We start from the raw sequence: 17,827 nt of genomic DNA on the forward strand, positions 1-17,827 counted from the left end.
TTCCTCTCCACTCGTTCTTCGCCAACGATCCGCGCTAGGCTTGCGGCCCCGGCATCCAAAGAGTAAGAGGCATCCATGATCCGCATCAGATCCGCCGCGCTGGTGCTGCTGCTGTCCGCCGCCGCCGCCGTGCAGGCGGCGCCACGGGCCGATCCGGTGGAGTGGACCATCGACGATGCGGCCTTCAGCGGTGTCCTGGTCTACGACGATGCCGACAGCGGGCCGCGCCCGGGCCTGGTGATGGTGCCGAACTGGATGGGCGTGAGCGATCACGCGGTCGCGCGTGCGCGCACGCTGGCCGGCGACGATTACGTGGTGCTGGTGGCCGACGTGTACGGCAAGGGCGTGCGTCCGGCGGACGACGGCGAGGCGCGGCAGCAGGTCATGCAGGTGTACTCCGATGGCGGCACGACGTTGCGCGCACGTGTCGCCGCGGCGGTGCAGGCGCTGGCGGCGCAGGCCGGGCAGGCGCCGGTGGATCCGGAGAGGATCGCCGCGATCGGGTTCTGCTTCGGCGGTTCCGCGGTGCTGGAACTGGCGCGCTCGGGCGCCGAGGTCGCCGGGGTGGTCAGCGTGCACGGCGGCCTGGAGACGCACCTGCCAACCGGCGACAACCGGATCGGTGCTTCGGTGCTGGTGCTCAACGGCGCCGACGACACCTCCGTCACCGACGCGCAGATCGTCGCCTTCCGGCAGGAGATGGATGCCGCCGGTGCGGACTGGCAGTTCGTCGACTTCGGCGGCGCGCGCCACTGCTTCACCCAGGTCGAAGATGCGAACGCCGATCCCGAGGACAACTGCCGCTATGACGAGCGTGCCGCCCGGCGCGCATTCCGGATGATCGGCGAGTTCTTCGGGGAGATTCTTTCCAACGACGAGGCTTGACAGTCAGCGCACCTTTGCCGCGGAAGACCGTGTGGGAGCGACGGCAGTCGCGACTGCCCGCGTCCGTGCAGATATCGACCTAGGGGCGACGGCCGCAACCCGCCATCATGTCGCGACTGCCGTCGCTCCCACACCTGTTGGCGGTTTTCCTCGAAGGTGCGCCGGGCAGTGCTGCGGTTCGCAACTCCCTCAGTGTCCGCGTTCCACCGCGTAGCGGGCGAGCCCGCGCAGGGCGGCGACCGCGGCATTGTCCGGCAGTCGGTCGAGCACACGTTCGGCGGCTTCGGCGTATTCGCGCGCACGTCCGCGGCTGTAGCCGAGCCCGTCGCTGGCCTCGATCGCCGCCAGTACCTCTGCCATCGCGTCGCCGTCGCCGTTTTCGACGATGCCGCGCAGACGCTCGCGGACCGGCGCCTCCGATCGGGCCATGGCGTGGATCAGCGGCAGGGTCGCCTTGCCCTCGGCGAGATCGTCGCCCAGGTTCTTGCCCAGTGCATCGGCGTCGGCGCTGTAGTCGAGCACGTCGTCGGCGATCTGGAACGCGTAACCCAACTGCAGGCCATAGTCGTACAACGCCTGCTGGGTGGCGGCATCGGCGCCGGCGGCCAATGCGCCCAGCCGGGTGCCGGCGGCGAACAGCACGGCGGTCTTGCGTTCGATCACGTCGAGGTAGGCGGCTTCGTCGGTATCCGGGTTGCGCACGTGCAGCAACTGCAGCACCTCGCCTTCGGCGATGCGGTTGGTGGTGTCGGCGAGGATTCGCATCACCTCCATCCGCTCCAGCTCCACCATCAGCTGGAAGCTGCGCGAATACAGGAAATCACCGACCAGCACGCTGGCGGCGTTGCCCCAGATGGCGTTGGCGGTGCGGCGGCCGCGGCGCAGGTCGGACTCGTCGACCACGTCGTCGTGCAGCAGGGTGGAGGTATGGATGAATTCGACGATCGCCGCCAGCTGGTGGTGCTCCGGCCCGCCGCCGCCGCAGGCGCGCCCGGCCAGGGCGACCAGCATCGGCCGCAGGCGCTTGCCGCCGGCGGAGACGATGTGCTCGGCGACCTGGTTGATCAGCACCACCTCCGAGGCCAGGCGGCGGCGGATCAGGGCGTCGACGGCGGCCATGTCCGGCGCGGCCAGGGCCTGGATCGCGGCCAGATCGGGGATTTTCACGAGATTGGCCTGGTCCATGGGGTCGCCGTGCCGGGAGAGCCGGGATTATACGGGCCGGCGCGGAGCGCTCCGACGCGCCGGCACGGCATTCCCCGACGCCGGATCGGGATTGGCTCGGATAGCCGGGCGCCGGCCGCTATAATCCAATCGTCCTCGCCGCTTCCGGCAAGCAATCCAAGGAACCTCTTCATGGCCCGTGGCATCAACAAGGCGATCCTGGTCGGCAATCTCGGCAACGACCCCGAAACCAAGTACACCCAGGGCGGCATGGCCATCACCAAGATCAGCCTGGCCACCACCAGCGTGCGCAAGGACCGCGACGGCAACAGCCAGGAGAACACCCAGTGGCACCGGGTCACCTTCTTCGGCAAGCTCGGCGAAATCGCCGCCGAATACCTGCGCAAGGGTTCGCAGGTCTACATCGAGGGCGAGATCCGCTACGACAAGTACACCGGCCAGGACGGCGTGGAGAAGTATTTCACCGAGATCGTGGCCAACGAGATGCAGATGCTCGGTGGCCGCGGCGAAGGCGGCGGTAGTGGCGGTGGCGGTGGCGGTGGCGGTGGCGAACGTCCAGCGCGTCCGCAGCGGCAGGAGTCGGCGGCGCCGCGCAAGCAGCCGTCTTCGCAACCGGCGCCGATGGACGATTTCTCGGACGACGACATCCCGTTCTGAGCGGGCGGTATACGAAGCCGCGGTGCCGCGCTGGACCGGGCCTGTCTTCTTGAATCTCGAGGTGGGAATGCCGACTTGGCTGGTCACTGGTGGCGCCGGATTCATCGGTGCGAATTTCATCCTGGGGGCAGTCTCGGCAGGCGTCCGGGTGGTGAATCTGGACCTGCTCACCTACGCCGGCAATCTCGACACTCTGGCGCCGCTGGATGGCGATTCCGGTCACGTCTTCGTGCAGGGCGACATCGGCGATCGCGCGCTTGTGGACACCCTGCTGGCGCGGTATCGGCCGGAGGCCGTGATCAATTTCGCCGCGGAGAGCCACGTCGACCGCTCGATCGACGGTCCGGCGGCGTTCGTGCGGACCAACGTGGTCGGAACGCTGGCGCTGCTCGAGGCGGTACGTGACTACTGGCGCGCACTGCGCTCGCCGATGCGCGAGAATTTTCGGTTTCTGCATGTGTCCACCGACGAGGTCTACGGATCGCTGGGCGCATCCGGCCGGTTCAGCGAAACCACGCCCTATGCGCCGAACTCGCCGTATTCAGCCTCGAAGGCGGCCTCGGACCACCTGGTGCGTGCCTTTCATCACACCTACGGCCTGCCGGTCCTGACCACGAACTGCTCGAACAACTACGGTCCCTACCAGTTTCCGGAAAAGCTCATACCGCTGGTGATCGCCAAGGCTCTCGCCGGTGAGCCGCTGCCGGTATACGGCGACGGCCGCAACGTCCGCGACTGGCTCTATGTCGGTGATCATTGCGCGGCGATCCGTGCAGTGATCGAACGTGGCGGCGTGGGCGAAACCTACAATGTCGGCGGCGATGCCGAGCGCGAGAACATCGAGGTGGTGAAGGCCATCTGTGACCTGCTGGACCAACGCCGACCACTGGCGGACGGACGCGTGCGCGCAGATCTGATCACCTTCGTCTCTGACCGCCCAGGGCACGATCGCCGCTACGCGATCGACGCCTCGAAGCTGCAGCGGGAGCTCGACTGGCGCCCCGAGGTGACCTTCAAGGAAGGCATCGCCCGCACGGTCGACTGGTATCTCGACAACCAGGTCTGGGTGCGGCGCGTGCTCGACGGCAGCTATCGCCTGGAGCGGATCGGGAGCGCGGCATGACGCAACGACGCGGCATCGTGCTCGCCGGCGGCTCCGGAACGCGGCTCTACCCGGCCACGCAGGCAATCAGCAAACAGCTGCTGCCGGTCTACGACAAGCCGATGATCTACTACCCGCTCAGCGTGCTCATGCTGGCGGGCATCCGCGAAGTCCTGGTGATCAACACGCCCCACGCGCAGATGCTGTTCAGGGCCCTGCTTGGCGACGGCTCGCAGTGGGGCATGCGGATCGAATACGCCGTCCAGCCGAGCCCGGAGGGTGTCGCGCAGGCGTACCTGGTCGGTCGCGACTTCCTCGATGGACGGCCCAGCTGCCTGGTGCTGGGCGACAACATCTTCCATGGCCCCGGGCTCACCGGACTGCTTCGCAGCGCGGATGCGCGAACGCGCGGAGCATCGGTATTCGGCTACTGGGTTCGTGATCCGCAACGCTACGGTGTGGCGGAGTTCGATGATGAAGGGCGTGTCGTCGGCCTCGAGGAGAAGCCGGTCGAGCCCCGATCCCACTACGCCGTCACCGGCCTGTACTTCTATGACGGGCGCGCGAGCGACTTTGCCGCGACCCTGGCGCCTTCGGCGCGCGGCGAGCTGGAGATCACCGATCTCAGCCGTTGCTATTTGGCCGAAGGTTCGCTTCATCTGGAGAAACTCGGGCGTGGCTATGCCTGGCTTGATACGGGAACACATCAGTCCTTGCTCGAGGCGTCGAACTACATCGGTACCATCGAAGCGCGACAGGGACTGCGAGTGTGCAGTCCAGAGGAGATCGCCTGGCGCAACGGGTGGATAGATTCGGATCAATTGCGCACGCTGGCCGCGCCGCTGGCGAAGAACGGCTACGGCGAGTATCTGCTCGGACTCGCCGAAAGCCTGGTGGTGACGTGAGGGTCATCGAGACCGACCTGCCGGGTTGTCTGATCCTCGAGCCGGATGTGTTCGAGGACGAACGCGGCTCCTTCTACGAAGCGTTCAATCGCGACAGGCTCGCGGAGTACGGACTCGCGCCAACCTTCGTGCAGGGGAACGTGTCCCTGTCCTCGCTCGATGTGCTGCGGGGACTGCACTACCAATGGCCGAATCCGCAAGGCAAGTACATGTCGGTGCTGGAAGGCGAGGCTTGGGACGTCGCGGTCGACATCCGTCGCGGCTCGCCCACGTTCGGGCGCTGGACGGCCGTCCATCTCAGCGCGGTCAACAGAAGGCAGTTCTGGATACCTGAAGGATTCGCTCACGGGTTCGTCGCGCTCGCCGAGCGGACGCTAGTGACCTATCTCTGCACCTCAACCTACGATCGCGAAGCCGATGCCGGTATCCGCTGGAACGACGCCGATCTGGCGATCGACTGGCCCGTCTCCGATCCCGTGTTATCGGCAAAGGACGCACGCGCGCCGTTTCTCGCCGACATGCCGGAAGCGCGCCTGCCGCTATACCGGGAATGAGAATCCTGTTGTTCGGCGCCGATGGGCAAGTCGGGCGTGAGCTGCGCCGCGCACTCGCGCCTCTGGGGACGCTCGTGCTCTCGACGCGGAATGGCAGGCTCGCCGACGGCAGCCATTGCGAAGCCGCAGATCTGGAATGGCCTGGCACGCTGACCGCCCTGATCGACCGTGCCGCTCCCGACATCGTCGTCAACGCCGCCGCCGACACGGCCGTGGACCTGGTGGAGGATGCGCCGGAACGTGCGTTTCGAGTCAATGCCGAAGCGCCCGCCGCCATCGCCGCCGCCTGTGCCCGGTGCGGTGCCCTACTGGTGCATTACTCCACCGACTACGTCTTCGACGACGGATCCGAACGGCCACGTCGCGAGAGCGACGCGCCCAAGCCTCTTAACGTCTACGGCGCCAGCAAGCTGGCCGGAGAGGAGGCGGTACGTGGCAGCGGTGCGCGCCATCTGTTGCTGCGTACGTCATGGGTCTATGCCATGCATGGGCGCAATTTCCTGCTGACGATGCTGCGCCTGGCGGCTGAGCATGGCGTCGTACGCGTGGTCGACGATCAGTTCGGCTCGCCGACGCCTGCTTCCTGGCTCGCCGACGCCACCGCTCACGTGCTGCAGCGGCCCCCTGTCGGCTCCGGCCTGTGGCATGTTTCCGCCTCGGGCTGCACCAGCTGGCACGGTTTTGCCGATGCCATCTTCGAACTCGCGCAGGCGCACGGGCTGCTCGGCCGGCGCCCGGAACTGGTATCGATAGCAACATCGGACTATCCGGCGACAGCAAGGCGGCCGGGACGTTCCTGCCTGGATTCCTCGCGTTTCCGGGCGGACTTCGGTATCGACGTGCCGGAATGGCGCAGTGCTCTGGCTGGCGTCCTGGAGCGGATGGCGAGCGCAGCGACGAGAATCTCGTCGTGAATGGGGAGCGGCCGCGCCGTACCGTTCGGCCGCCATGATGGCGGCCGCTTGCGTTCGGTCGCCGGCGCTGACATACACTAGGCGCCTTTCCGGTACGGATTCAGGAGGGTACTGCATGAAATTCCAGCCGATCGCCCTGGCGATTGCGTTGTCGGCCTGTGCCGGCGTCGCCACCGCGCAGCAGCCGCAGCAACAGCAACCGCCGCAGCAGGCGGCGCAGCAAGCGCAGCAGCAGCAACTGACACCGGAGCAGCAGGCGCAGTTGCAGCGCCAGGATGCCGACATGACCCGGGCCGCGCAGCAGGTGGTGCAGATGATCGACGCCAATCAGGCCGGCGAGGTCTGGGACATGTCCACCGCGGCGGTCAAGCGGATGATTCCGCGCGACAGCTTCGTGCAGCAGATCACCGGCGATCGCCAGCGGCTCGGCGCGCCGAGCGGCCGTGGCGATGCGGTGGTGTCGCGGTCGCAGTTCGAGGCCGGCGGCGAAGTCCCGGAGGGGATCTACATCAACGTTGCCTTCCCGACCAGGTTCGCCAACAGCGAAGAGCCGGTGCGCGAGCTGGTGTCGTTCCGCCTGGACGAGGACAAGGTCTGGCGCGTTTCCGGCTACAGCCTGCGTTGAGGTTGCCTGCCGCCGAACGCCCGCGACGGGATCCAGGCCTGGATCCCGTCGTCGTGTCCGGGCCTGACCGGCCGCGGTTTCCGGATGGCTGGCGGCGAGTGCCGGGCCCGATGGCCGTTCCGGCCGGCGACCCGGCCACAGAAGACCGCGTGATCCGATGACCGAGACGCCCGCCGCGCCCAAGCGCTCCGCGATCGACCGCTTCCTCAACGTCGTCGAATCGGGCGGCAATGCGCTGCCGCACCCGGCGACGTTGTTCGCGATCCTGGCCGTGCTGGTGATCGTGCTGTCGTGGATCACCTCGCAGCTCGGCATGTCGGTGCAGCATCCGACCACGGGCGAGACCATCACCCCGGTCAACCTGCTGAGCGTGGCAGGGCTGCACCGCATCCTCACCGGGCTGGTCACCAACTTCACCAGCTTCGCGCCGCTGGGCACGGTGCTGGTGTCGTTGATCGGCATCGGCGTGGCCGAGCATTCGGGCCTGATCGGCGCCGCGCTGCGGCAACTGGTGCTGGCGGCGCCGCGTTTCCTGCTCACGCCGGTCATGGTGTTCGCCGGGGTGATGTCGAACATGGCCAGCGAGATCGGCTATGTGCTGCTGGTGCCGCTGGCCGGACTGGTATTCCTGGCCGCCAACCGCCATCCGATCCTGGGCATGGCCGCCGCGTTCGCCGGCGTGTCCGGCGGCTACTCGGCCAATCTGCTGCTGGGCACGATCGATCCGCTGCTGGCGGGGCTTTCGCAGGAGGCGGCGCGAATCATCGATCCGGCGTACACCGTCAGCCCGGCGGCGAACTGGTACTTCATGATCGTGTCGACTTTCCTGGTCACGGGCCTGGGCTGGTGGGTGACCGAGCGCGTGGTCGCGAGGCGTTTTCCCGATGCGCCGAAGGCGGACGCCGACGGCAAAATCGAGCCGATGACGCGCGAAGAGCGGCGCGGCCTGCTGTTCGCGCTGGTCGCCAGCGCCGTGCTGACCGCGCTGGTGCTGTGGGGCACGGTGCCGGCCGACGGCTTCCTGCGCAATCCCGAGGACGGCGACCTGCTCAACTCGCCGTTCCTGCAGGGCATCGTCGCGCTGATCTTCGCCTACGGCGTGGTCGCCGGTGTCGCCTACGGCATCGGCGCCGGCACCATCCGCAGCGACCAGGACGTCATCAAGGGCATGGGCCAGAGCATGAGCACCCTCGGCGTGTACCTGGTGCTGGTGTTCTTCGCCGCCCAGTTCGTCGCCTTCTTCAACTGGACCCAGCTCGGGCTGATCTTCGCGGTCAACGGCGCCGGCGTGCTGACGCAGCTGCAGCTGCCCGGAATCGTCCTGTTCGCCGCCTTCATCCTGCTGACCGCCTGCGCCAACCTGTTCATGGGCTCGGCCTCGGCCAAGTGGGCGCTGATGGCGCCGGTGTTCATCCCGATGTTCATGCTGCTCGGCTATTCCCCCGAGCTGACCCAGATCGGCTATCGCATCGGCGACTCGGTGACCAACATCATCTCGCCGATGATGAGCTATTTCGCGTTGATCATCGCCTTCCTGCAGCGCTACGAGCCGAAGGCGGGCATCGGCACGGTGGTGGCGGTGATGCTGCCGTATTCGATCACCTTCCTGATCGGCTGGACGATCCTGTTCTCGATCTGGATGGCGATCGGTGCGCCGATCGGGCCGGGGGCGCCGTTGCAATACATTCCTGCCGGTTGAATCGTGTCCGCTGCCGCGGCCGTCGAAGCGGCCGCGGATTCCCGACTCCCAGCCGCGGACAGCCGCGAGCACTGCATTGCTGATCACCCGCCCGCTCCCGCCCGACACCGACCTGCTTGCGGTCCATCGCTTGGCGCCGGCGCGCTACCCGCTGCTGCTGCAGTCGGTCGCGCACGGCACGGCGCAGGCGCGCTGGGACCTGCTGCTGCTGGCGAGCGGACCGTCGTTGCGGCTCGATGCCTTCGGCATCACCCGCGATGCCGAAGGCAGCACGGTCGACGGTGGCTTCCTGGACGCGCTCGACGCGCGCTGGCGCGCGCTGCGATTGCCGCGCGAGGAACCGCGCTGGCCATTCCGCGGCGGCTGGGCGCTGTTCCTCGGCTACGAACTGGCGGAGCAGGTGGAGCCGGTGCTGCGACTCCCGGCCGCGGCCGGAGCATTGCCGGTGGCCTGCGCGCTGCGCTGCCCGGCGGCGATCCTGCGCGATCACGCCACCGGCGAATGCGTCGCCCTGGCCGAACGCGGCCACGAGGCCCTGCTGGAGTGGATCGTCGCCGATGCGGACGCCGGTGATGCGAGCCCCTCGCCGCCATGGCGTGCGCCGCGGACGCTGCACGAGGACGATGCCGATGCCTTCGTCGCCGGCGTCGCGCGGATCCTCGGCTATCTCGCCGCCGGCGACGTGTTCCAGGTCAACCTGTCGCGCGCCTGGCAGGCGCACTTCGATGCGCCGCCGGATCCGGCCGCCCTGTACGCGCGCCTGCGCACGGTCAGCCCGGCGCCGTTTTCGGGGCTGTTCGCCGACGCAGGGTGCAGCGTGGTCAGCGCGTCGCCGGAGCGGCTGGTGTCGGTCCGCGGCGACCTGGTCGAGACCCGTCCGATCGCCGGCACCCGCCCGCGCCTGGAGGGCGACGACGACGCGGCGCGGGTGCGCGAACTGGCCGGGCATCCGAAGGAGCGCGCCGAGCACGTGATGCTGGTCGACCTGGAGCGCAACGATCTCGGCCGCGTCTGCGTGCCGGGCAGCGTCGAGGTCGACGAGCTGATGACGGTGGAGAGCTACGCCCAGGTGCACCACATCGTCAGCAACGTGCGCGGGCGGCTGCGCGCCGGGGCCACGCCGGGCGAGGTGATCGCGGCGGTGTTTCCCGGCGGCACCATCACCGGCTGTCCCAAGGTGCGCTGCATGCAGATCATCGCCGAACTGGAAGCGAGCGGCCGCGGCGCCTACACCGGCGCGATGGGCTGGCTCAACCGCGATGGCGACCTCGACCTGAACATCCTCATCCGCAGCGCCGAGGTCGAAGGCGACGTGCTGCGTTTCCGCACCGGCGCCGGCATCGTCGCCGACTCCGACCCGCTGCGGGAGCTCGAGGAGACGCGCGCCAAGGCGCGCGGGATGCTGCGGGCGTTGGGTTCGTGATGCACGGGCATGGTTGTGATTGCGTGCTTCGGAAGGGGCTTGTTGGCGGGGCTATTCCTTGGAGTCAGCCGTGGCGACGGCCCGTTTCTCACCGCAGCGGAAGGGGCTGCCTGGCGCGGCGACGGCCTCATTTTCGCTGCAACGGAGACGGCTGCCTGGCGCGGCGCGGTATCCTGACCGTATGAATCCAGTTCCGAAGTTCGATGGAGGTGCCGGTGGGCGGCTCCGGTAGAGGTAGGCGCGCGATCGGCGTGCTGTTCGTGCTGTCGGCGCTCGCCGCCGGTGCGCTGGCGTACTGGGCGTACGCGCGCTACCAGGCGTTCGTCGACGGTCCGCTGTCCGGCATCGACGCCGGCGCTACCGTGCTGGTCGAGCGCGGCGACTCCTTCCAGCGCGTGCTGGCGAAGTTGCGCGATGCCGGCGTGCACGATGGGCACGAGCTCGAGTGGCGGCTGCTGGGGCGACGGCTCGGCGCCGCCGGCCACCTGCAGGTGGGCGAGTACGCGCTCGAGCCCGGCATCAGCGCGCGCGAGGTGCTGCTGCGGATGCGCGACGGCAAGGTCGTCCGCCACCGTTTCACCCTCGTCGAGGGTTGGAACATTCGCGAGTTGCGCGCTGCCTTGGCGCGTGCCGATCCGCTGCTGAACGAGACCGCCGAACTCGACGATGCGGCGCTGATGGCCGCGCTGGGCCATCCCGGCGTCCATCCGGAGGGCCGCTTCCTGCCCGAGACCTACCTGTACACCCGCGGCGACAGCGACCTGGGCCTGCTCCGGCGCGCGAACACGGCGCTGGAGGCGGCGCTCGACGCCGCCTGGGCCTCGCGCGCCGAGGACCTGCCGCTGGCGTCGCGGGAGGAGGCGCTGGTCCTGGCCTCAATCATCGAGAAGGAGACTGGCATCGCCGAAGAGCGCGGCGAGATCGCCGGCGTGTTCGTGCGCCGGCTGCAGGCCGGCATGCGCCTGCAGACCGACCCCACGGTGATCTACGGCATCGGCAGCGGCTACGACGGCAACATCCGCCGTCGCGACCTGCAGACCGATACCCCCTACAACACCTACACCCGCGACGGCCTGCCGCCGACGCCGATCGCGATGGCCGGCGCCGAGGCGATCCACGCGGCGACCCATCCCGCGCCCGGCGACACCCTGTACTTCGTCGCCGTCGGCGACGGCAGCGGCCGGCACGTGTTCTCGCGCACCTATGCCGAACACAACGCCGCCGTGCGCCGCTACGTGCAGCGCTATCGCGAACGTTTCGCGCCGGATTCGCAGTGACCCGGCTGCCGTCCCATCCCCGCTTCGTGTCGCTGGAAGGCGGCGAGGGCGCCGGCAAGACCACGGTGCTCGACGCGCTGCGCGACGCGTTGCGGCGCAGCGGCGACGAGGTGGTGTGTACGCGCGAGCCCGGCGGCACCCCGTTGGCGGAGATGATCCGCGACCTGCTGCTCGATCCCGACCACGAGCCACCCGCCGCCGAGGCCGAACTGCTGCTGATGTTCGCCGCGCGCGCGCAGCACGTGCGCGAGACCATCCGCCCGGCGCTCGAGCGCGGCGCCTGGGTGCTCTGCGACCGCTTCACCGATTCCAGCTACGCCTACCAGGGCGCCGGCCGCGGATTGGACGCGGGCTTCATCGCCGCGCTCGAGCGGCACGCGGTCGGCCTGCAACCGGGACTGACCCTGCTGCTCGACATCGACGTCGACCGCGGCCGCGCGCGAGTCCGTGGCCGCGATCCCCAGCCGGACCGCATCGAGCGCGAGCGCGACGATTTCTTTGAGCGCGTGCGCGCCGGCTACCGCGCGCGTGCCGCCGCTGAACCGGATCGCTTCCGCGTGATCGACGCCGGGCAGGCCGCCGACGCCGTCGCCGCCGAGGCGGTGCGGCAGCTGCAGGCATGGCGGGTGCAGGCATGACGGCGGAGTTCGCGCCCTGGCAGCAGCGCGTCTACGACCGCGCCGTTGAAGCCCTGGACAGCGGGCGCATGGGTCACGCCCTGCTGCTGTGCGGCCCGGCGCTGCTGGGCAAGCGCGCGGTCGCCGAGCGGCTGGCGCAGCACGTGCTGGGCTGCGCGCAGGATCCGCGCGCGCAGCGGCTGTTCGCCGCCGGCACCCACCCCGACTACAGCGCGATGGGCTTCATCCCGACCAAGGACGGCAGCCGCCTGCGCAGCGAGCTCGTGATCGAGCAGATCCGCGAGCTGTCCGCCAAGCTGACCTTGACGCCGCAATACGGCGCCTCCCGGGTCGCGCTGATCGATCCGGCCGACGCCATCAACCACGCTGCCTGCAACGCGCTGCTCAAGACCCTGGAGGAGCCGCATCCGGGCCGCTACCTGTGGCTGGTCGCGGCCAACCCGATGCGGCTGCCGGCGACGATCCGCAGCCGCTGCCAGCGGCTGGACTTCCGCCTGCCGCCGCACGATGAGGCGCTGGCCTGGCTGCAGGCGCAGGGGCATGCCGCGGACGCCGCCGGCGAGGCGCTCGACGCCGCCCGCGGCCATCCCGGACTGGCCGACGCCTGGCTGCGCGACGGCGGCATGGAGTTGCGCCGTGCCGTCGCCGCCGATCTCGGCGCGATCGCCCGCGGCGAGCTGGCGGTGACCGAAGCCGCCCGTCGCTGGACCGGCGACGACGATGCGGCGCAGCGCCTGCGCCATGCCGCGGACCTGGCGGCGACGCAGGCCTCCGCCGGCTTGACCGACCCGATGCGAAGCCGCAGGCTGGTGGCGTGGTTCGATGCGGCCAATCGCACCCGCGACCTGTTGCGCACCACGGTGCGCGCCGATCTCGCGGTGCTCGAACTGCTGCTGGCCTGGGTGAAGGTCCGCGCCTAGCCGATGCCCGATCGGCATCGGCTGCGGACCTGAACGCCCGACCAGGGGTGAGCACGGGGCGTTTGCGAGGCACTGCCTCGCGCCTCGGGTGAACGCCCCGCGCGGCGCGGGGCCGGCAAGCCGGGCGGGACGATCCGGAAGCCGACATGGTGCGCCATGGACGGCTTGGCAATCGATCGGGGAAGCAACAGCATGAGCACGACAGCCATACAATCTCGGCAAGGCATCCTGTCGCTGACGGTGAAGGACAAGGCGGCGCTGTACAACGCCTACATGCCCTATCTCAAGCATGGCGGCATCTTCGTCCCCACGCCCAAGCGCTACTTCATCGGCGACGAAGTGTTCCTGCTGCTGGTGCTGCCCGAGTCGAACGAACGTCTGCCGGTGGCCGGCAAGGTGGTCTGGGTGACGCCCCCCGGCGCCCAGGGCAACCGCGCCGCCGGCATCGGCGTGCAGTTCGCCGACACCAACGAGGGCGAGGCGGTGAAGGGCAGGATCGAGACCCTGCTGGCGGGCACCCTCAACGCGGAAAAGCCCACGCACACGATGTAGCCGAATCGACGGGGATCGGGCAAGCGTTTCCTACCGCGCTGCAGTTCACGTCGCCCCCCGTAGGAGCGCGCCATGCGCGCGATACCGCGGGCATTTCGTCGCCACGGAATTTCGGAGACCGATGTGCTTTCCGGCCCGCACAGGAGCCGTTGATGGTCGACACGGAAGCACCCGCGGTATCGCGCGCATGGCGCGCTCCTACGGAAAGCGGGCAAGGCGTTTGCCTATTCATTGGCGGAAAGAACTGCCCGGCGTGACCGGTTTCGGCGATCGCTTCCGTTCTCGCGTCTGACGGCAGTGAACACGTTCTGATGAGGTCCCCATGAAACACCCCCTCCATATCGCGCTGCTCTGCACGGCGGCGGCGCTCGCCGTCGCCTGCACCGCGTCCACCGAATCGCCGCCGACAGCCGGGCCGGCCGTTTCGCCGCCGGAAATGGCGCTGGTCGCCAACCTGCTCGAAGGCCTCGGCGATTACCGTTTTCCGGTCACCAGCGAGCATCCCGAGGTCCAGCGCTGGTTCGACCAGGGGCTGATGCTGACCTACGGCTTCAACCACGACGCCGCCGAACGCTCCTTCGTCAAGGCCACCGAACTGGATCCGGAGTGCGCCATGTGCTGGTGGGGCGCGGCGCTGGTGCTCGGTCCGCACGTCAACGCCGGCATGGATCCGGCCAACAACGATCGCGCCTGGGAGCGCTTGCAGAAGGCACGCGCGCTGGCGTCCGGCGCCAGCCCGCGCGAGCGGGCCTTCATCGAGGCGCTGTCGGCGCGCTATGCCGAGCAGCCGCCCGAGGACCGTCGCCCGCTCGACGAGGCCTACGCCGCCGCCACGCGCAAGCTGATGCGGGAGCGGCCGGACGATCCCGATGCCGCCGTGTTCCACGCCGAGGCGCTGATGGACCTGCAGCCCTGGGACTACTACGACGCGCAGCTGCGGCCGAAGGGACATACCGAAGAAGTCGTCTCGGTGCTGGAATCGGTGATCGACCGCGAGCCCGACCACGCCGGCGCCCTGCACCTGTACGTGCATGCGGTCGAGGCCTCGGCCGATCCGCAACGCGGTGTCGCCGCCGCCGACCGGCTGCGCGAACTGATCCCCGGCTCCGGCCACCTGGTGCACATGCCCGCGCACATCTACGCCCGGGTCGGGCGCTGGCACGACGCAGTGATCGCCAACCAGCGCGCGATCGAAGCCGACGACGCCTACCTGGCGCTGTGCCGCGGCAACGCCCAGGGCGTGTACCCGCTCGGCTACGTGCCGCACAACCACCATTTCCTGTGGTTCGCCGCCAGCATGGAGGGCGACAGCGCAGTGGCGCGCAAGGCGGCGCTGCAGACCGCCGAGCGCACGGACCTGCCGGAGCTGATGCGCGAGCCCGGCTTCGCCGGCCTGCAGCATTACTGGTTGACGCCATGGTTCGAACGCGTGCGCTTCGGCCGCTGGGACGAGATCGCGGTCACGCCGAATCCCGCCGAGGACCTGCCGTACGTCACCGCGATCTGGCACTACGCGCAAGGCATGGCCGCGGTGCGCCAGCAGCGCCTCGATGATGCCGAGCGCCACCTCGCCGCGCTGCGGCCGCTCGCGGCCGATCCGCAGATGGGCACGCTGATGGTCTGGGACCGCTACCCGCTGGCGTACGCGGCGCGGATCGCCGAACGCAGCGTCGCTGCCGAACTCGCGTCGGCCCGCGGCGACCACGACACGGCGATCGCCGCGCTGCGCGAGGCGGTGGCCATCGAGGACGGCATACCCTACGACGAACCGCCCGGCTGGCATGCGCCGGTGCGGCAATCACTGGGTGCGGTGCTGCTGGAGGCGGGCCGCGCCGGCGAGGCCGAGCAGGTCTACCGCGAGGAGCTCGCGCGCAACCCCGGCAACGGCTGGTCGCTGTTTGGACTGACGCAGAGCCTGCGGGCGCAGGACAAGACGAACGACGCCGCGTCGGTGGAGGCCGAGCTGGCCGAGGCCTGGCAGCACGCCGACATCGAGTTGACGGCGTCGCGGCTCTGACCAGACAGGGTTCCCGTAGGAGCGCGCCATGCGCGCGATACCGCGGGTGCCTGCAGGATCCGGCGGATGCCGCGATTCTGGCCCGGCGGGCGTGCCGGGCCCCAGAATTTGCAGGCGGCGCCATGCCCGCGGTATCGCGCGCGCGGCGCGCTCCTACGGAGAAGCGGACGTATCGGCGGCGGCGGTTTCCTGTCGCAATGCCGCGTCGCTCCAACCCGGTCGCGGCGCGAAGCGGTCGCCGTGCTTCGCCTGCAGCGCCCGCAGCTTCTCCAGCAGCGCGTCGGCTCCGGTCTCGCGGATGTACTGGATCGGGCCGCCGCGGAACGGCGCGAAGCCGGTACCGAAGATGACGCCGGCATCGAGCAGGTCGGCATCCTCGACCACGCCCTCGTGCAGCGCCGCCACCGCCTCGTTGAGCAGCGCCAGGATCAGCCGGTCTTCCAGGTCCTCCGGCGCCTGGTAGTCCTTCGGCAGCTCCGGCTTCTTCGGCTTGCCGTTTTCCCAGGCATACAGGCCCTGGCCGTCCTTCTTGCCGCGCTTGCCGGGCTCGGGCGGCGTGGCCAGCGCGGGCGGAATCTCCAGGCCGAGGAACGGCGCCAGCTCCTGGCCGACGCCGGAGGCGACATCCAGGCCGACGGTGTCGATCAGCTCGATCGGCCCCACCGGCATGCCGAAGCGCACCGCCGCCTTGTCGATCGCCGCGCCCGGCACGCCTTCCGAATACGCGGTCGCCGCCTCCAGCATGTAGGGAAACAGCAACCGGTTGACCAGGAAGCCCGGGGTGCCGGCGACCGGCACCGGCAGCTTGTCCAGTGCGCGGCAGAAGGCGGCCAGGCGCTTTTCCGTTTCCGGCGCCATGGCGTCGTGGCGCACGATCTCCACCAGTGGCATCTGCGCCACCGGGTTGAAGTAGTGCAGGCCGGCGAACCGGTCCGGGCGACGGATGCCCTCGCGTAGCTCCGTCAGCGGGATCGACGAGGTGTTGCTGGTGAGCAGCGCGTCGGACTTGAGCTTTGGCTCGACCTGCGCGTACAGGCCGCGCTTGGCGTCGGCGTCCTCGATGATCGCCTCGATCACCAGGTCGGCCTGGGCCACGCCCGCGCCTTCGAGATCGGACTGCAGTCGCGCCGCGACCTCCGGACGCTCGTTGTCGTCCTTCACCTTCTTCGCGAACAGCTCCTGCGCGCGCGCGAGCGCCTTGTCGATATAGGGCTGCTCGCGATCCTGCAACGTGACCTGGAAGCCCTTGTAGGCCGACCAGGCGGCGATGTCGCCGCCCATCACCCCGGCGCCGACCACGTGCAGGCGGGTCACGCCATGGTCCTTGCCGCCCAGGCCCTTCAGCCGTTCCTGCAGGAAGAACACCCGGGTCAGGTTGCGCGCGGTCGGCGTGGCGGCCAGCTTGACCACGGACTTGCGTTCGGCTGCCAGCAGCGCCTGGACACCGCCGCCGCTGCGGCGCCAGGTCTCGATCATGGCGTAGGGCGCCGGGTAGTGATCCTTGCGCGCCTTGCGCGCGACCTGCTTGACCAGAATCGGCGCCAGGATCTGCCGCGCCGGCCAGGTGTTGGTGAGCCAGCCCAGGAAGCGCTGCTTGAACGGCCGCTGCCTGCCCTTGCGCGCGAGCGTCGCGGCGGTATCGACCAGTAGCGCCGGTTCCGACACCTTGTCGACCAGTCCGGTTGCCCGCGCCGCCGAAGCCGACAGGCTGCGCCCGGTCAGCATCATGTCGAACGCCGCCGGCGCGCCGACCAGCCGCGGCAGCCGCACGCTGCCGCCCCAGCCGGGATAGATGCCGAGCTTCACCTCGGGCAGGCCGATGCGCGTCGACGGATCGTTGCTGGCGACGCGGTAGTCGCAGGCCAGCGCGATCTCGGTGCCGCCACCCATGCAGAAGCCGTGGATCGCGGCGACGGTGGGGCAGGGCAGGTCGGCCAGGCGCTGAAATACCTGTTGCCCGCGCCGGATCGAATCGCCGATCGTGCCCTTGGCATCGAACTCGCGAAACTCGCGGATGTCGGCGCCGGCGATGAAGCCCTTGGCCTTGGCCGAGCGCAACACCACTGCCTGCGGTGGATCCAGGGCCAGCCGCTCCAGCAGGCTGTCGAGCTCGATCAGCACGTCCTGGGCGAAGGTATTGACCGATTCGCCGGCGCGGTCGAACGACAGCACCAGCACGCCGTCCTCGCGCAGTTCGGCTTGCCAGTGGCTGAAGCGCAGTCCGTCGAGGCCTGCAATCATCGGGACCATCCGTTAGGGTACGGGAAGCCCCTTATGATCCAGAGGTCGTTCGGCCGGCGTCAAATCCGCCCGTCGGAACGTCCCGCGGGCGCATGGCGCCGCCGTCGATCTCGTGCAATCAGATGCCATGGCTTGTGGCAGTGGCGCGTCGACCCCAGATCGGATCACCGTAGCAAGCGGAACTTCGCCCCCTGCCGAAGGTCACAGTGCCCAGCCGAACGGCCGGGCGAGAA

Annotated in this window: 16 protein-coding genes; 14 read left to right on the forward strand and 2 right to left on the reverse strand. The window is 69.3% G+C overall.

The features are described 5' to 3' along the window. The first annotated feature begins 75 nt into the window (after positions 1–75). Positions 76–885 carry a dienelactone hydrolase family protein gene (locus FXO19_RS09990; protein WP_149194947.1) on the forward strand — a complete coding sequence of 270 codons (810 nt, stop codon included), beginning with the start codon at positions 76–78 and terminating at the stop codon, positions 883–885. A 189-nt stretch (positions 886–1,074) separates the two neighbouring features. Here FXO19_RS09990 and FXO19_RS09995 read toward each other — a convergent pair whose 3' ends face one another. Next, on the reverse strand, positions 1,075–2,052 hold the full coding sequence (locus FXO19_RS09995; RefSeq protein WP_255516373.1) for a polyprenyl synthetase family protein: 978 nt from the start codon (positions 2,050–2,052) through the stop codon (positions 1,075–1,077). 189 nt (positions 2,053–2,241) lie between these two features. On the opposite strand from FXO19_RS09995, the gene ssb reads away from it, so the two are divergent. The 13 genes from ssb to FXO19_RS10060 all read left to right on the forward strand — a co-directional run bounded on the left by ssb (position 2,242) and on the right by FXO19_RS10060 (position 15,353). Further along, on the forward strand, positions 2,242–2,727 hold the full coding sequence (gene ssb, locus FXO19_RS10000; RefSeq protein WP_149194949.1) for a single-stranded DNA-binding protein: 486 nt from the start codon (positions 2,242–2,244) through the stop codon (positions 2,725–2,727). 67 nt (positions 2,728–2,794) lie between these two features. After that, positions 2,795–3,850 (forward strand): dTDP-glucose 4,6-dehydratase, encoded by a 1,056-nt coding sequence (rfbB, locus tag FXO19_RS10005; protein WP_149195051.1) that lies wholly within the window; start codon positions 2,795–2,797, stop codon positions 3,848–3,850. Continuing rightward, the gene (gene rfbA, locus FXO19_RS10010; protein WP_149194950.1) at positions 3,847–4,734 is read left to right on the forward strand and encodes a glucose-1-phosphate thymidylyltransferase RfbA; all 888 of its coding nucleotides are present in this window, start codon (positions 3,847–3,849) and stop codon (positions 4,732–4,734) included. Before rfbB ends, rfbA begins: the two co-directional genes overlap by 4 nt. Further along, entirely contained in the window at positions 4,731–5,288 is a 558-nt protein-coding gene (gene rfbC, locus FXO19_RS10015; protein ID WP_149194951.1) for a dTDP-4-dehydrorhamnose 3,5-epimerase, read from the forward strand. Before rfbA ends, rfbC begins: the two co-directional genes overlap by 4 nt. Continuing rightward, positions 5,285–6,202 carry a dTDP-4-dehydrorhamnose reductase gene (rfbD, locus tag FXO19_RS10020; protein WP_149194952.1) on the forward strand — a complete coding sequence of 306 codons (918 nt, stop codon included), beginning with the start codon at positions 5,285–5,287 and terminating at the stop codon, positions 6,200–6,202. The genes rfbC and rfbD overlap by 4 nt, the downstream gene beginning before the upstream one ends. Positions 6,203–6,317: 115 nt before the next feature. Then, positions 6,318–6,827 (forward strand): DUF4019 domain-containing protein, encoded by a 510-nt coding sequence (locus FXO19_RS10025; RefSeq protein WP_149194953.1) that lies wholly within the window; start codon positions 6,318–6,320, stop codon positions 6,825–6,827. A gap of 157 nt (positions 6,828–6,984) precedes the next feature. Then, on the forward strand, positions 6,985–8,526 hold the full coding sequence (locus FXO19_RS10030; RefSeq protein ID WP_149194954.1) for an AbgT family transporter: 1,542 nt from the start codon (positions 6,985–6,987) through the stop codon (positions 8,524–8,526). A 76-nt stretch (positions 8,527–8,602) separates the two neighbouring features. Further along, the gene (locus FXO19_RS10035) at positions 8,603–9,949 is read left to right on the forward strand and encodes an aminodeoxychorismate synthase component I (RefSeq protein ID WP_149194955.1); all 1,347 of its coding nucleotides are present in this window, start codon (positions 8,603–8,605) and stop codon (positions 9,947–9,949) included. A 203-nt stretch (positions 9,950–10,152) separates the two neighbouring features. Further along, on the forward strand, positions 10,153–11,226 hold the full coding sequence (mltG, locus tag FXO19_RS10040) for an endolytic transglycosylase MltG (RefSeq protein ID WP_149194956.1): 1,074 nt from the start codon (positions 10,153–10,155) through the stop codon (positions 11,224–11,226). After that, a complete protein-coding gene (gene tmk / locus FXO19_RS10045) occupies positions 11,223–11,864 on the forward strand; it encodes a dTMP kinase (protein ID WP_149194957.1) in 642 nt (213 codons plus the stop codon). The genes mltG and tmk overlap by 4 nt, the downstream gene beginning before the upstream one ends. Beyond that, entirely contained in the window at positions 11,861–12,784 is a 924-nt protein-coding gene (locus tag FXO19_RS10050; RefSeq protein ID WP_149194958.1) for a DNA polymerase III subunit delta', read from the forward strand. Before tmk ends, FXO19_RS10050 begins: the two co-directional genes overlap by 4 nt. A gap of 192 nt (positions 12,785–12,976) precedes the next feature. Beyond that, complete coding sequence (locus tag FXO19_RS10055; protein ID WP_149194959.1) at positions 12,977–13,336, forward strand: PilZ domain-containing protein; 360 nt, start codon at positions 12,977–12,979, stop codon at positions 13,334–13,336. 322 nt (positions 13,337–13,658) lie between these two features. Next, positions 13,659–15,353 (forward strand): tetratricopeptide repeat protein, encoded by a 1,695-nt coding sequence (locus FXO19_RS10060; protein WP_149194960.1) that lies wholly within the window; start codon positions 13,659–13,661, stop codon positions 15,351–15,353. A gap of 153 nt (positions 15,354–15,506) precedes the next feature. Here FXO19_RS10060 and FXO19_RS10065 read toward each other — a convergent pair whose 3' ends face one another. Continuing rightward, positions 15,507–17,594, reverse strand: a complete 2,088-nt coding sequence (locus FXO19_RS10065) for a 3-hydroxyacyl-CoA dehydrogenase NAD-binding domain-containing protein (protein WP_149194961.1) — start codon at positions 17,592–17,594, stop codon at positions 15,507–15,509. Positions 17,595–17,827: the final 233 nt, after the last annotated feature.

This window comes from Luteimonas suaedae (genome assembly GCF_008312895.1).
GTDB lineage: Bacteria > Pseudomonadota > Gammaproteobacteria > Xanthomonadales > Xanthomonadaceae > Luteimonas > Luteimonas suaedae.